This window comes from Paraburkholderia sp. GAS333, assembly GCF_050435665.1.
GTDB lineage: Bacteria > Pseudomonadota > Gammaproteobacteria > Burkholderiales > Burkholderiaceae > Paraburkholderia > Paraburkholderia fungorum_A.
In genome coordinates this window covers 1,330,087-1,344,949 of sequence record NZ_JBNDKS010000003.1, presented here as the reverse complement: position 1 = coordinate 1,344,949, position 14,863 = coordinate 1,330,087, and the positions used below count along the sequence as shown (strand labels likewise).

Annotated in this window: 8 protein-coding genes; 7 read left to right on the top strand and 1 reads right to left on the bottom strand. The window is 63.3% G+C overall.

Features of this window, described 5'->3' with window-relative positions:
• Window positions 1–26 precede the first annotated feature (26 nt).
• Together ABH945_RS21750 and ABH945_RS21745 are read left to right on the top strand one after the other, a co-directional pair.
• Window positions 27–464, top strand: coding sequence for an MbcA/ParS/Xre antitoxin family protein (locus tag ABH945_RS21750; protein ID WP_074766724.1), 438 nt, complete (start codon window positions 27–29; stop codon window positions 462–464).
• On the top strand, window positions 461–1,162 hold the full coding sequence (locus ABH945_RS21745) for an RES family NAD+ phosphorylase (RefSeq protein ID WP_429251863.1): 702 nt from the start codon (window positions 461–463) through the stop codon (window positions 1,160–1,162). The genes ABH945_RS21750 and ABH945_RS21745 overlap by 4 nt, the downstream gene beginning before the upstream one ends.
• Window positions 1,163–1,204: 42 nt before the next feature.
• Here the strand turns inward: ABH945_RS21745 and ABH945_RS21740 are convergent, their stop codons facing one another.
• A complete protein-coding gene (locus ABH945_RS21740) occupies window positions 1,205–1,942 on the bottom strand; it encodes a metallophosphoesterase (protein WP_074766721.1) in 738 nt (245 codons plus the stop codon).
• A gap of 339 nt (window positions 1,943–2,281) precedes the next feature.
• Between ABH945_RS21740 and ABH945_RS21735 the strand changes: the two genes are divergently transcribed.
• The 5 genes from ABH945_RS21735 (at window position 2,282) to glgX (ending at window position 14,861) form a co-directional block, all read left to right on the top strand.
• Window positions 2,282–2,944 (top strand): DUF1345 domain-containing protein, encoded by a 663-nt coding sequence (locus ABH945_RS21735; protein ID WP_429251862.1) that lies wholly within the window; start codon window positions 2,282–2,284, stop codon window positions 2,942–2,944.
• Window positions 2,945–3,431: 487 nt separating this feature from the next.
• A complete protein-coding gene (locus tag ABH945_RS21730) occupies window positions 3,432–6,884 on the top strand; it encodes a maltotransferase domain-containing protein (RefSeq protein ID WP_429251861.1) in 3,453 nt (1,150 codons plus the stop codon).
• On the top strand, window positions 6,881–10,327 hold the full coding sequence (treS, locus tag ABH945_RS21725; protein WP_429251860.1) for a maltose alpha-D-glucosyltransferase: 3,447 nt from the start codon (window positions 6,881–6,883) through the stop codon (window positions 10,325–10,327). Before ABH945_RS21730 ends, treS begins: the two co-directional genes overlap by 4 nt.
• A complete protein-coding gene (glgB, locus tag ABH945_RS21720; RefSeq protein WP_074766713.1) occupies window positions 10,320–12,530 on the top strand; it encodes a 1,4-alpha-glucan branching protein GlgB in 2,211 nt (736 codons plus the stop codon). Before treS ends, glgB begins: the two co-directional genes overlap by 8 nt.
• A 111-nt stretch (window positions 12,531–12,641) precedes the next feature.
• Window positions 12,642–14,861, top strand: coding sequence for a glycogen debranching protein GlgX (glgX, locus tag ABH945_RS21715; protein ID WP_429251859.1), 2,220 nt, complete (start codon window positions 12,642–12,644; stop codon window positions 14,859–14,861).
• Window positions 14,862–14,863: the final 2 nt, after the last annotated feature.

Sequence of the window (14,863 nt, the reverse complement as noted above, 5' to 3'; positions counted from 1 at the left end):
AAGTACAAATTAGGACCAACCTATTCATGGCTCACGCTGCCCGCCTTTCCACGCCTGAAGAGCCGATTCGACGGCCCGCTTCGGAACCTACGCTGACTGAAATGTCCGCAGCAGGTTTGCGCGCTTTCTTCAACATTGCGCGCGACTGGGATCTGAACGCGGAGGAGCAGATCGTGCTGCTCGGCTCGCCGGGCCGCTCCACTTACTTCAAATGGAAGTCGTCGCCCGAGACCGCCCGGCTGGGGCGCGACACGCTGGAGCGGCTGTCGCTGCTGCTCGGCATCTACAAGGCGCTGCAAATCCTGCTGCCGCAACCCAATGCCGCCGACACCTGGGTCAAGCGCCCGAACAGCGCGCCGCCGTTCGGCGGCCGCCGCGCGCTCGACCGTATGCTGGCGGGCAATATCAGCGATCTCGTGGCCGTGCGCCAGTATCTCGACGCGATGCGAGGCGGCTGGGCGTGACAAAACCGCATTGGCAGGACCGCTGGCCCGTTGCGCCGCTCGACTGGTCGCCCGCATACCGGGTGATTCCCACGCGCTTTCCAGCTGTGAATCTATTCGACCGCGTGGCGTCGCCCGAAGATTTCGACGCGCTGTACGCGCTCGAAGCGATGACCAACGACCGCCTGCGCACCGAAGTCGGCGAACTCGATCTGGTGCCGCGCGACGAGCGCCGCTTTGGTCCGGGTTACGGCCCGATCATGGCCGCGCTGACGCATCTGAATCCGCTCGGCAGCCGCTTTTCCGACGGCACCTACGGCGTGTTCTATTGCGCCCGTTCGCGCGCCACGGCGATTGCCGAAACGCGTTATCACACGGGCAAGTTTCTGGAGGCGACCGCCCAGCCGCCCATGCGTCAGCAGATGCGGCTTTATACGGTGGTCGCGCAAGGCAAGGTGGTCGATATTCGCGACGATCCTTCGCTCGATCTCGCGGTGTTGTCGCCGGACGATTATCTGGCGGGTCAGACGCTCGGACGTGCGGTGCGCGAAGCGGATGCGCCCGGCATCGTGTACCGGTCGGTGCGGGATAGCGAAGGCGAATGTCTGGCCGCGTTCCGCACCACGCTGTTGCGCGACTGCCATCACGCGGCATATCTGGAATACAACTGGAACGGCACGACCGTCGATATGGTGTTCGAACTGAATCAGGTCGGGTAATTCGACATGATCAAAGGCGGCGAAGCGCGGAGGCGCGCGCCATCACGGCAACGCCAAAGCCGCCGCGCCTTCCGCGCGCGCTTCGTCGACTGAAATCGACCAGCGGCGCAATGCCTGCGGTTGCACGATGGTCAGCTTGCCGTCCGGGCTGAATGCGCCGGTATCGATGAACACTTGCGAGCCGGTCTGCTTGATATCCTGCATCGGCGTATGGCCGCAATAGGTCAGCGAGAGACCGCGTTGGCGCTGCGGATCGGCGTTGCCCAGCGCCAGTTCGCGACCCCACAGTAATTGCTGGCGAGTCGTGTCGGAGAAATTGCCTGCGTCGAGATCGGCGTCCGAACCGAAGAATTCGGCATGCAGAATATTGAAGCGCTCCTTGCCGCTGCCCACCACACGCACGAGCGGCAGCGTCCGCAGCCGTTGCGCGTAGTGCTTCAGGCGCTCGTCGGGCAAATCCATCGCCCACATGCCGCCGATTCCATACCACCACTGCGGTCGCAAACGTCCTTCGGCGACCGCGCACAGCGTGTCTTCGTGATTGCCGAGCACGCAATAGAACCAGGGCTTGTCGAGCAACGCCAGCGCCTGCTCGGAATGCTCGCCGCGATCCACGAGATCGCCGACCGAAAAGAGCCGGTCGCGCGTCGGATCGAACGCGATCACGCGTAGCAGGAAACGCAAGGCATCCATGCAGCCGTGCAGATCGCCGACCACGAAATCGCGGCCGTTCTCGTTGGCGGCATGATGCTCGACAGGGTTGACGGTGACGGAAGCCATGCGTCAATGATAGTGCCGCTCACACAGGGCCGTATGCGCGGTGCCTATCGTATCTGGACGCGTCGTTGGACGAAAATGACCAGAAATGACGCAAAAATGGCGTATTTCGGGGATGCCTCACCAATCGGCCGGCTACCGATAGTCACTCTTGCCGCGCACACCGCGCGCTGAAACGAAACAGAAAGCCTGCCGATGGCGAACCCGAAACCCGATTGAAAGCGTCGCGCAAGAAGCCTCGAAAGACTCTCGCCAGCGCGACGCCAGAGAGCGCGATATAGGGCAAACAATCGTCGCAGCGCGAGTAGAATCCGCGACACTATCGGCCTCAAATCTGACTCCATGCTCATCAAATATTATCCGCAGGTTCTCCGCAACCGGCCGCGCACGGTGATCGGTCTCGCGATCGGCATCGTGGTCGCGCTGCTGATTCCCATGCACACCACGACGATGGCGCGGGTGCTGATCGGCTGGGACGCTGCCGTCTGGAGCTACCTGGTGATGATCTGGATCCACATGGCCGTCGCCGATGAACACCTGGTCCGCGAATACGCCGTACGCGACGATGAAAACGCGGGCGTCGTGTTGTTCGTGATCTGCGTGGCGACTATCGCGAGTGTTGCGGCGATCGTGCTCGAACTGGCATCGGCAAAAGGCGCGGGCGGCGCAACGGGCCTCTGGCACTATCTGCTGACCGGCTTCACGCTGATCGGCGCGTGGTTCCTTATACCGACCATCTTCACGCTGCATTACGCGCGTCTCTACTACGACACCGACGCGAAGGAAACCGCGCTGCTGTTCCCCGATCACAAGCTCGAACCGAACTACTGGGACTTCCTGTATTTCTCGTTCACGATTGCAGTCGCTTCGCAAACCTCGGACGTGGTGCTGCGTTCGCGCACGATCCGCCGCGCCGGGCTCGCGCAATCCATTCTGTCGTTCTATTTCAACGTCGCGGTGCTCGGCCTGTGCGTGAACATCGCGGCAGGACTGCTGGGTTCGTGAACCAGCTTCGTCACCTCGCTGACACAGCGAATAAACGCGGCTGACACAATCTCCATCTGCCCCAACCCGCCGCAACGAATTCGCCTTTTGCGGTAATAACATCGCCTTCCTCGCGCCCCGTGTAAAACCCGGACGACCTCCACCCGTTTTACATGCGCGGCGCGAGAATCCCGCTCTCGCCCTGCCTCGCCGCTTTGCCGCGCATCCTCCTGCGGGGCACCCGCTTCCCCCTCCGCCGATCCTGCGCCGACCTCACTGGCACAACGTTTGCTGCGTCTTGCGAATAGTTCTGGCGAGCCGCGTGCTGCCGATGTCTGGCGTCTAAGCACCTGCGACTGGCCAGCGGCGTGACGATCTTTGCACTACATTGACCTGTGCGCGCCTTCGCTTCGGCATCGCGCGCCAACCGGCTCTGGAAGCCCAATGAGCGCTGTGATCGCATGCCAATTGCATCCACACCGCAGCAGGACGAATCTGGAAACCACCGATGGAATCTCCAAACGGGTACGCGCCGCGGATTTACTTTTTTCATTCACTCCTCGTTGGGCCGCTCGATGCCTGGCCCGCGCAGTTCGCACATGCGGGCTCGCTCGGCTTCGATCACGCGTTGATCGGCGGATTGTTCGAACCTGGCCAGGCGGGACACGGCCAGGTGGTCGGCAATCACGCCAGGCTGCATCCGGTGTTCGAGACGCAGCAGCCGGCGTCCGAAGCGATCCGCACGCTGGCCGGCGCGGCAAAGCAGAACGGATTGACCTTGCTGGCCGACTTGGTGATCGACCGGATGGCCGCCGACGGCGCGCTCTACGCCGACCATGCCGACTGGTTTCATCCGTCCGAATCGGACGAGGCGCGGCTCGATCCGCGCCATGTGCATCGCGAAGACAACGTCGCGTATGCCAACTTCGACGACCCGGGTAGCCGTGCCGCGCTCGTCGGTTGGTGGACGCAGCAGTTGCTGGCGCTCGCCGACGCGGGCATCGGCGGATTCCGCTTCGATTCACCGCATCGCGTTCCCGCCGACGTCTGGCGGCAACTCTTCGACGCAGTGCGCGCGAAACATCCCGAAGTGCGCTTTCTGGCCGCGACGCCGGGCCTTTCTCGCGGCGACCTGCCGGGACTCGAAGGCGCGGGCTTCGACAGCGCGTTTTCGTCGGTGCGCTGGTGGGATTTCCGTGCGAGCTGGATGGTCGAGGAACACGCCGCGCTCGCTCGCATCGGCGCGCCGATTGCATTCCCCGAAGCGCCGTATGGCACCCGACTCGCCGCCGAACTGACCGATGTCCACGATGCCGCGATTGTCGAGCGCGCCTATCGCCGCGCGCTGTTCACGTCGGCGGTGATCGGCACGGGCTGGATGATGCCGATGGGATTCGAATACGGCATCACCGAACCGATGTCGCAAACGCGCGGCGACGCCGCGCAATTCGCGCTCGCCGCCCAGGCGAAAAAGTTCGACCTCACGGCCGCCGTCACGCATGTGAACGAAGTCGCGAGCCAACTGAAGACACTGCACGCGAACGGGGAATTGCGCCCGCTCAGCGGCCCCGGTGCACCCGCAGCGGTCCTGCTGCGCGCGGACCAAGCCGACCTGCGCGACGCCGACGAGTCGATCCTGATCGTCGTCAATCCCGAACTCGGCGCGCCGGTGCGCGTCGATCCCGCGCGCTTCCTCGCGGGCGTGCCCGGCAACTTCACGCGCTTCGTGCCGCTCGACGCACCGGCCGGCACGTCGCCGACCACGCTGACGCCGTTCACGCTGGCAGCAGGCGCCGTGCGGCTGTTCCGCGCGGTCACCGAAAAGCCGATCCGGCTCGCGCCTCCCATCGACAAAGCCAACAGCAAGCGCAGCGGCCGCAAGACCGTGGTCGAAGCGATTGCCGCGCCGCGCGTGGCGATCGAAAGCGTGATGCCCTCGTTCGATAACGGCCGCTTTCCGGTCAAGCGCAATGTGGGCGAGCACACTGAAATCAGCGCGGCGATTTTCGCCGAAGGTCACGACAAGATCGCCGCCGCCGTGATCTGGCGAGCCGCCGACGAAACCGCTTGGCACGAAGTGCTGATGGCCCCAGCCCAACCCGCCGGGCTCGATATCTGGAAAGCGCGGATTCCGCTCGAACGCATGGGCCGTCACGAATTCACCGTGATCGCGTGGCGCGACGATTTCGCGTCGCTGGTCGAGCACGTTCAGAAGAAGCTGAAGGCGGGGCAAACCGTCGAACTCGAACTGGACGAAGCGTCGCATCTCTTCGCGCTGGTGCTGGCCGAGGTCGAGACAGTGGAAGGCGCAGTGACCGCGCCGCTCGAACATATCGTGAAGGAGTTCACGAAGTCCGACGCGGCGACGAAGCTCGCGTTGCTGCTCGCGCCGACCACCGCGAAGGCGATGACCGCCGCGCGTCATCGTCCGTTCCTGAGCCGCGATCCGGTGATCTACCGGATCGACGCCGAGCGCACCGCCGCGCGCTTCGCGAGCTGGTACGAAATCTTCCCGCGTTCGATGAGCGACGACGAATCGCGCCACGGCACCTTCGCGGACGTGATCACGAAACTGCCGCGCATCCGCGATATGGGTTTCGACGTGCTGTATTTCCCGCCGATTCACCCGATTGGCGTCGCGAATCGCAAGGGCCGCAATAACACGCTCACTGCGCAACCAGGCGATGTGGGCAGCCCGTATGCCATCGGCGGCGCGGAAGGCGGACACACCGCCGTGCATCCGCAACTCGGCACGCTCGACGACTTCAAGGCAATGCTCGCCGCCGCACATGCGCACGGCCTCGAAATCGCGCTCGATTTCGCGGTGCAGTGCTCGCCGGATCATCCGTGGCTGAAGGAGCATCCGACGTGGTTCGCGTGGCGTCCCGACGGCACGCTGCGCTACGCGGAAAATCCGCCGAAGAAGTATCAGGACATCGTCAACCCCGACTTCTACGCGCACGACGCAAAGCCCGACCTGTGGCTCGCGTTGCGCGACGTGTTCCTGTTCTGGATCGACGCGGGCGTGCATATTTTCCGCATCGACAATCCGCACACGAAGCCACTGCCGTTCTGGGAATGGGTGATCGGCGACGTGCGTGCGCGCTTCCCCGACACGATTTTCCTCGCCGAAGCCTTCACGCGTCCGCGCATGATGAACCGGCTCGGCAAGATCGGCTTCTCGCAGTCGTACACGTATTTCACGTGGCGCGAATCGAAGCGCGATTTCATCGAGTACATGAGCGAACTTACGCAGACCAGCGCGCGTGATTTCTATCGGCCGAACTTCTTCGTGAATACGCCCGATATCAACCCGCGCCATCTGCAATCACAAGGGCGTTCGGGCTTCCTGATTCGCGCGGCGCTCGCGTCGACACTCGCCGGTTTGTGGGGCGTGTATAGCGGATTCGAGTTATGCGAGGCCGCCGCGCTGCCCAACAGCGAAGAATATCTGGACTCCGAGAAATACCAGTTGCGCGCGTGGGACTGGAACCGGCCCGGCAACATCACCGGCGAAATTACCGCGCTGAATCGCATTCGCCGCGCGAACCCCGCGCTGCAGACGCATCTCGGCCTTACGTTCCTGACGGCGCACAACGACAACATCCTGTTCTTTGAGAAGGCGACGGAATCGCGCGACAACGTGATCGTCGTCGCCATCAATCTCGATGCGTTCAACGAACAGGGCGCGGATATTGAATTGTCGTGGGAGACTTTCCAGAAATGGAATCTTCACGATCATGGCGCGCTGGAAGTGACCGATCAGATGACCGGCGCGCGCTTCGAATGGCATGGCCGCTGGCAGCACGTTCAACTCGGGTCCGGTCAGCCGTTCTCGATCTGGCGCATCGCGCCGCTCGGCGGTTTGCCTGCCGAACGTCCCGATGAAAGCGACAGCGACTCCAACAGCGCTCTTCACGCCGACGCTGGCAACCCAACCCCTACGGAAGGTGCGATATGAAGCGTGACGATCCAGCCCAAACCACAGTGCAGTCGCCGGTGGGCAACGCTCCCGGCAATACGGCCAAAGCACGCCCGAACCGGCGCGGCAAACCCGCGGCACTGAGCGACGATCCGCTCTGGTACAAGGACGCGATCATTTATCAGGTGCACATCAAGTCGTTTTTCGATGCGAATAACGACGGCGTAGGCGACTTTCCCGGCCTGATCGCGAAGCTCGACTACATCGCCGAACTCGGTGTGAACGCGATCTGGCTGCTGCCGTTCTATCCGTCGCCACGGCGCGACGATGGTTACGACATCGCCGATTATCGCAACGTGCATCCCGACTACGGTCAGCTTTCCGACGTGAAGCGCTTCATTCAGGAAGCGCACGCGCGCGGCATTCGCGTGATCACCGAACTGGTGATCAACCACACGTCGGATCAGCATCCGTGGTTTCAGCGCGCACGCCGCGCGAAGCCGGGTTCGAATCATCGCAACTTCTATGTGTGGTCCGATACCGATCAGAAGTACGAGGAAACGCGGATCATCTTCATCGATTCGGAACCGTCGAACTGGTCGCACGATCCGGTAGCGGGCGCCTATTACTGGCACCGTTTTTACTCGCATCAGCCCGATCTGAACTTCGACAATCCGGCCGTGCTGAAGGAAGTGCTGCAGGTGATGCGCTTCTGGCTCGACATGGGAATCGACGGGCTGCGGCTCGACGCGGTGCCGTACCTGGTCGAACGCGAAGGCACGAACAACGAGAACCTGCCGGAAACGCACGCGATCCTGAAGAAGATTCGCGCGACCATCGACGCCGAATATCCGAACCGGATGCTGCTCGCCGAAGCGAATCAGTGGCCGGAAGACGTGAAGGAATATTTCGGCGACGAAGACGAATGCCACATGGCATTCCACTTTCCGCTGATGCCGCGTATCTACATGTCGATTGCGAGCGAGGACCGCTTCCCGATCACCGATATCATGCGGCAGACGCCGGATCTCGCATCGACGAACCAGTGGGCGATTTTCCTGCGCAATCACGACGAACTCACGCTCGAAATGGTCACCGATTCCGAGCGCGACTACTTGTGGAACACCTACGCAAGCGACCGCCGCGCCCGCCTGAATCTCGGTATTCGTCGCCGTCTCGCCCCGCTGATGGAACGCGACCGCCGCCGCATCGAGTTGATCAATTCGCTGCTGCTGTCGATGCCCGGCACGCCCGTGATCTACTACGGCGACGAACTCGGTATGGGCGACAACATCCACCTCGGCGACCGCGACGGCGTGCGTACGCCGATGCAATGGTCGTCGGATCGTAACGGCGGTTTTTCGCGCGCCGATCCCGAGCAACTGGTGCTGCCGCCGGTGATGGGCTCGCTCTACGGCTTCGATGCGGTCAATGTCGAAGCGCAAAGCCGCGATCCACATTCGCTGCTGAACTGGACGCGCCGCATGCTTGCCACGCGTCGCGCGAAGCAGACGTTCGGGCGCGGCACGATCCGCTTCCTGAAGCCCGAAAACCGCAAGATTCTCGCGTATCTGCGGGAAATGCCGGGCGAGCCGCCGATTCTGTGCGTCGCGAATCTGTCGCGCGCGCCGCAGGCGGTCGAACTCGATCTGTCCGAATTCAACGGCTCCGTGCCGATTGAAATGACCGCCGATTCGGTGTTCCCCGCGATCGGCCAGCTCACCTATCTGCTGACGTTCCCGCCGTACGGCTTCCTGTGGTTCATGCTGTGTCCGGGCGGCCAGCGTCCGACGTGGGCGCAGGCGCATTCGGAACCGCTGCCGGAGTTCGTCACGATCGTGATTCGCGAAGGACAAGCTGGGCCGACGCCGGAGAATGTGCGCCTGCTTGAATCGGAAGTGCTGCCGTCATGGCTTAGCCGGCGCCGCTGGTTTGCGTCGAAGGATCAGAAGATGCATGCGGTGCGGCTCGCCGCGCTGACGACGATCCCGAACGGCGGCTTTGCGTTCACCGAAATCGAAGTGGACGTGGGTGACCATACCGAGCGTTACGTGGTGCCGATTGCGATCACGTGGGGCGGTGAAACCACCACGCCGCTGTTCATGCAACTGGCGCTCGCGCGCGTGCGGCGCGGCCGCAATGTCGGTCATCTGACCGACGCGTTTGCGTTGCCGATCTTCGCCCACAACGTGATGCGCAAGCTGCGCGAACGCGCCGTGGTGCCGACCGTGCAGAAGAGCGAAATCAAGTTCCTGCCGACCGAGCGTTTCGCCGAACTCGACAATCTCGGCGATCGTCCGGAAATCCGCTGGCTCGCTGCCGAACAGAGCAACAGTTCGCTGATCATCGCCGACGCTGCGGTGCTGAAACTCGTGCGCCGGCTCGTGAGCGGCATCCACCCGGAAGCCGAAATCAGCCGCTATCTGACGCATCTCGGTTATGCGAACACCGCGCCGCTGTATGGCGAAGTGGTGCGCGTCGATCCCGAAGGCGTGCCGCATACGCTGTGCATTCTGCAAGGCTTTATCGACAACCAGGGCGATGCGTGGAACTGGTCGCTGGATACGCTGCGCCGCTCGGTCGACGAACTCGCGATTGCCGTCGATACCGAGAAAAACGAAGCGATTCTGCTCGAAGGCTATAGCGAACTGGCGGGCATTATCGGCAGACGGCTCGGCGAATTGCACGTCGCGCTCGCGTCGCCGACCGACGATCCCGCGTTCTCTCCCGAACCCGCCGACGCGGCCCAGGTGCAGGCATGGGTCGACGGTACGCAGTCGATGCTCGCGAGCGCGCTCGATCTTCTCGCGCCGCGTATCGAGCAGATGAGCGACCCGGAGACGAAGGCGCTCGCGCAGAGCCTGATCGATCGTCGCGAGGCGCTTGTCGCTGCGGTCGACCAACTCGTTTCCGCCGACTCGCAGGCGCTGCGCATCCGCATTCACGGCGACTTCCACCTCGGCCAGGTGCTGGTCGCGCAGGGCGACGCGTATCTGATCGACTTCGAAGGCGAACCGGCGCGTTCGCTGGAAGAACGCCGGCAGAAGTCGAGCCCGCTGCGTGATGTGGCCGGGCTGATGCGCTCGCTGTCGTATGCGAGCGCGGCGGCGCAGTCCACCACCGAAGCGGCGCCGCAGCAAACCGCCGATCGCAAGCGCGCGTTGTTCGACCGCTTCCGCGTCCACGCAACCGAGGCGTTTTTGCAGCAGTACCGTGCCGCCATCGCGGAGTCGCCGACGCCGCTGGTCGCACCCGAAGCGGAGCAGGCACTGCTCGATCTGTTCCTGATCGAAAAGGCCGCGTACGAAATCCGCTACGAAGCGGCCAACCGTCCGACGTGGCTCGGCTTGCCGGTGCGCGGGCTGGCCGCGCTCGCCAGCCGTCTGCTCGGCGATACGGGCAGCACAGCGTCGCAAACCCCATCCACCCCGGCGCCTGGCGCCGACACACCGCCTAACCCGGCCGAGGGCGATTATGAGTGAGCACGATCCGGCCGTTGGCCTTCAACCTGTCGAGATCGACGCGCTCGTCGAAGCGCGTCACCCCGATCCTTTTTCGCAACTCGGGCTGCATCAGACGGACATTGGTCCGGTGGTGCGCGCGCTGTTGCCGAATGCCGCGCACGTCACGGTGATTTCGCGTGCGGACGGTGCGACGCTCGGCGAACTGGAGCAACTGCGGCCGGGGCTGTTCGCTGGCCGCGTGACGTCGGCTGCGCCGTATCGTTTGCGGATCGACTGGCATGGCGTGATTCAGGAAGTCGAGGATACCTATTCATTCGGCCCCGTTCTCGGCGACGAACCGCTAGGCCGTCTTGCCAACGGCGATCCATACGCGGTGCTCGAACTGCTCGGCTCGCGTCCGATGGAAGTCGACGGTGTGCCGGGCGTGCGCTTTGCCGTGTGGGCGCCAAATGCGCGGCGCGTGTCGGTGGTTGGCGACTTCAACGCGTGGGACGGGCGGCGTCATCCGATGCGGTTGCGTCATCAGGCGGGCGTGTGGGAACTGTTCGTGCCGCGCGTCGGTGCGGGCACGCGCTACAAGTACGAACTGCTGTCGCGCGATGGCCATCCGCTGCCGCTCAAGGCCGATCCGTGCGCGATGCAAACGGAGAAGCCGCCGGGCACGGCGTCGGTGGTTGCGCATGTCGACGAGATCGAGCAGTTTCCGTGGACCGATCACGACTGGATTCAGTCGCGCGCTGAAAAGCAGACCCCGCGCTCGCCGATCACGATCTACGAGGTCCACGCTGAATCGTGGATTCGTGTCGCCGAAGAAGGTCAGCGCGGCCTCAACTGGGAAGAACTCGCCGACCGGCTGATTCCGTACGTGAAAAGCATGGGCTTCACGCACGTCGAGTTCATGCCGATCGCGGAACATCCGTTTGGCGGATCGTGGGGTTATCAGCCGCTTGGGCAGTTCGCACCGTCCGCGCGGTTCGGCAAGCCGGAGCAGTTCGCGCTGTTCGTCGACCGCGCGCACGAAGCCGGACTCGGCGTGATTCTCGACTGGGTGCCCGCGCATTTTCCAAACGACGCACACGGCCTGATCGACTTCGACGGCACGCCGCTCTACGAGCACGCGGACCCGCGCGAAGGCTATCACCAGGACTGGAACACGATGATCTACAACCTCGGCCGCAACGAGGTGAGCGCGTTCCTGGTCGCGTCGGGGCTCGCGTGGTTGAAGCGCTATCACGTCGACGGCCTGCGCGTCGACGCAGTCGCGTCGATGCTGTATCGCGACTATTCGCGCGCCGCCAACGAGTGGGTGCCGAACATTTACGGCGGACGTGAAAACCTCGAATCGATTGCATTCCTGAAGCGGCTGAATCACGAAGTCGGCTATGTGCCGGGCGTGCCGGGCGCGATCACGATTGCCGAGGAATCGACGGCGTGGCCGGGCGTGACAGCGAGCGTCGAAGACGGCGGACTCGGCTTCCAGTTCAAGTGGAACATGGGCTGGATGCACGACACGCTGCACTACATGGAAGAAGACCCGGTGTATCGCCAGTACCATCATCACCAGATGACATTCGGGATGGTGTACGCGTACTCGGAGCGCTTCGTCCTGCCGCTTTCACACGATGAAGTCGTGCACGGCAAAGGCTCGCTGCTCGGCAAGATGCCCGGCGACACATGGCAGCGCTTTGCGAATCTACGCGCGTACTTCGGCTTCATGTGGACGCATCCGGGGAAGAAGCTGCTGTTCATGGGCGGCGAATTCGGCCAGATGGCGGAATTCAACCACGACACATCGCCGCATTGGCATCTGCTCGACGATCCGAATCATCATGGCGTGCAGAAACTCGTCCGCGACCTCAACCATCTGTACAGCAGCGAGCCCGCGTTGCATCTGCTCGACAGCGAACCGGGCGGCTTCGACTGGTTGATCGGCGACGACAGCGGCAACAGCGTCTACGCGTATCGACGCACCGACGGCGCAGGCCGGGAAGTAGTCGTCGTCTGCAATATGACGCCGGTGCCGCGCGTGGGCTACCGGATCGGCATGCCGCGCGGCGGACGCTGGGCCGAAGTGCTGAATACCGACGCAGGCGTGTACGGCGGGTCGAACATGGGCAACGGCGGCCTGATTCATACCGACGAAATATCGAGCCACGGCAGACCGCATTCCGCGTCACTCGTTTTGCCGCCGCTCGCCACGATCGTATTGCGCGCAGAATGAGCCGTCGATTGAAAAGAGTGCTGTAAAGCGGATCGCGCGGCCTTGGCTCCGCGCGGTCCGCTGCATGAAGACCCAAACGAGCGTTCACAAACTAGAACAGGAAGGGGAATCATGTCGCATGCAATGCCCGACCGGCTGTTGCCGGGCTCGCCGTATCCGCTCGGTGCCAGCTGGGATGGACTGGGCGTCAACTTCGCCGTGTTCTCGGCGAATGCGCAGAAAATCGAGCTTTGCCTGTTCGACCCCACGGGCCGCAAGGAAATCAGGCGCTACACGCTGCCCGAATGTACCGACGAAGTCTGGCACGGCTATCTGCCGAATGCGCACCCGGGCACCGCTTACGGTTTTCGCGCGCACGGGCCGTATCTGCCGCATCAGGGACATCGTTTCAATCCGCACAAGCTGTTGCTCGATCCGTATGCGCGCAAGCTCGTCGGCCAGTTTCGCTGGTCGGATGCGCTGTTCGGTTATCGCGTGCATTCGAATCGCGCGGACCTTTCCATCGACCGGCGCGATTCCGCGCCTGCGATGCCGAAGTGCGTGGTGATCGACGAAGCGTTCGACTGGTCGCACGATAAACGCCCGAACGTGCCGTGGGGCGAAACGGTGATTTACGAAACGCATGTGCGCGGCGCGTCGATGTTGCGCGCCGATTTGCGTCAGCACGAGCGCGGCACGTTCGCGGCGCTGTCGTCGCCGGAGTTCATCGAGCATCTGCTGAAGCTCGGCGTGACCGCCGTCGAACTGTTGCCGGTCCATGCGTTTCTGAACGACCGCTTTCTGGTGGAGCGCGGCCTGCGCAATTACTGGGGCTACAACACCGCCGCGTTTTTCGCGCCCGAGCCGTCTTATCTGAGCACGCACCGGCTCGACGAAATGCGCATCGCCGTGCGCCAGTTGCACGCGGCCGGCATCGAGGTGTTTCTCGACGTGGTCTACAACCACACTTGCGAAGGCAGCGAAATGGGGCCGACCATCTCGTGGCGCGGACTCGACAATGCCAGCTATTACCGCCTTATTCCAGGCGATGAACGTCACCATATTAACGACACCGGTTGTGGCGATACGCTGAACCTGCCGCATCCGCGCGTATTGCAGATGGTGATGGATTCGCTGCGTTACTGGTCGACGGCGTTCAACATCGACGGCTTCCGTTTCGATCTCGGCGTGACGCTCGGCCGTGAACAGCACGGTTTCGATCCCGGTTCGGGTTTCTTCGACGCGCTGCGCCAGGACCCCGTTCTGTCGCAGCGCAAGCTGATTTCCGAACCGTGGGACATCGGGCCTGGCGGTTATCAGCTAGGCAATCATCCGCCAGGATTCAGCGAATGGAACGACCGTTTTCGCGACACCGTGCGCCGTTTCTGGCGCGGCGACGCAGGCTTGCGGCCAGACCTCGCCGCGCGTCTGACGGGCTCGGCGGATCTGTTCAACCGGCGCTTCAGAAAACCGTGGGCGTCGATCAACTTCGTCACGTCACACGACGGCTTTACGTTAGCGGATGTCACTGCGTACGAGCAGAAGCACAACGAAGCAAATCGCGAAGACAACAACGACGGGCATAACGAGAATTGCAGCCGCAACTGGGGCGTCGAAGGTCCGACCGATGATCCCGCGATTCTCGCCACGCGCAAACGCGTCGCCCGTTCGCTGATCGCCACGCTGCTGATGGCGCTCGGCACGCCGATGGTGCTGGCCGGCGACGAATCGCTGCGAACGCAGAACGGCAACAACAACGCGTACTGCCAGGACAACGACATATCGTGGATCGACTGGGAGCGCGCGGATTCACCCGACGGCCGTCAGATGACCGACTTCGTCGCGCGCGTGATCGCGCTGCGCAAGCAGCATCCGCTGCTGCGCGAAACGCGTTTTCTGTTCGGCGACCGCGAAGTACTGCCGGGATTATTCGATGTCGGCTGGTTCGACGAACATGGCGATCCGCTCACTATCGAAGCATGGCAGGACCCCGAAGGCCGCGCGTTCACGCTGCGTCGCGCGGGGCCCGGTTCGAACGGCGAAACCGAAGTATTGTTGATGATGCTCAACGCAAACGAGGAAACGCTGCGATTCACGCCTCCCGCGCCGCACCTGGAATGGCACGTGCTGTTAGATACGGCTGAACCGGCCAACGCGCCGTACCGGCTGGCGGCGGCGGACGTGGAAGTGGCCGCGCACGGTCTGGTGATGCTGGCCGCGCAACCGGTCGGCGAAGCGGACTGGCAGGCCGGATGGATGGCCGGCGCGCAGCACGGGCCACGGCTTCTGACTGCGCTGCCGCCCGATCCCGGTGCGCATCCGCCCGGTAGCGACACGTCGCCGAGCACCTAGAC

What these genes read in the sequence shown, in the direction of transcription:
- ABH945_RS21750 (WP_074766724.1), top strand. Translation starts at nt 27, where the DNA reads ATGGCTCACGCTGCCCGCCTTTCCACGCCTGAAGAGCCGATTCGACGG.
- ABH945_RS21740 (WP_074766721.1), bottom strand. Translation starts at nt 1,942, where the DNA reads ATGGCTTCCGTCACCGTCAACCCTGTCGAGCATCATGCCGCCAACGAG.
- ABH945_RS21735 (WP_429251862.1), top strand. Translation starts at nt 2,282, where the DNA reads ATGCTCATCAAATATTATCCGCAGGTTCTCCGCAACCGGCCGCGCACG.
- ABH945_RS21730 (WP_429251861.1), top strand. Translation starts at nt 3,432, where the DNA reads ATGGAATCTCCAAACGGGTACGCGCCGCGGATTTACTTTTTTCATTCA.
- treS (WP_429251860.1), top strand. Translation starts at nt 6,881, where the DNA reads ATGAAGCGTGACGATCCAGCCCAAACCACAGTGCAGTCGCCGGTGGGC.
- glgB (WP_074766713.1), top strand. Translation starts at nt 10,320, where the DNA reads ATGAGTGAGCACGATCCGGCCGTTGGCCTTCAACCTGTCGAGATCGAC.
- glgX (WP_429251859.1), top strand. Translation starts at nt 12,642, where the DNA reads ATGTCGCATGCAATGCCCGACCGGCTGTTGCCGGGCTCGCCGTATCCG.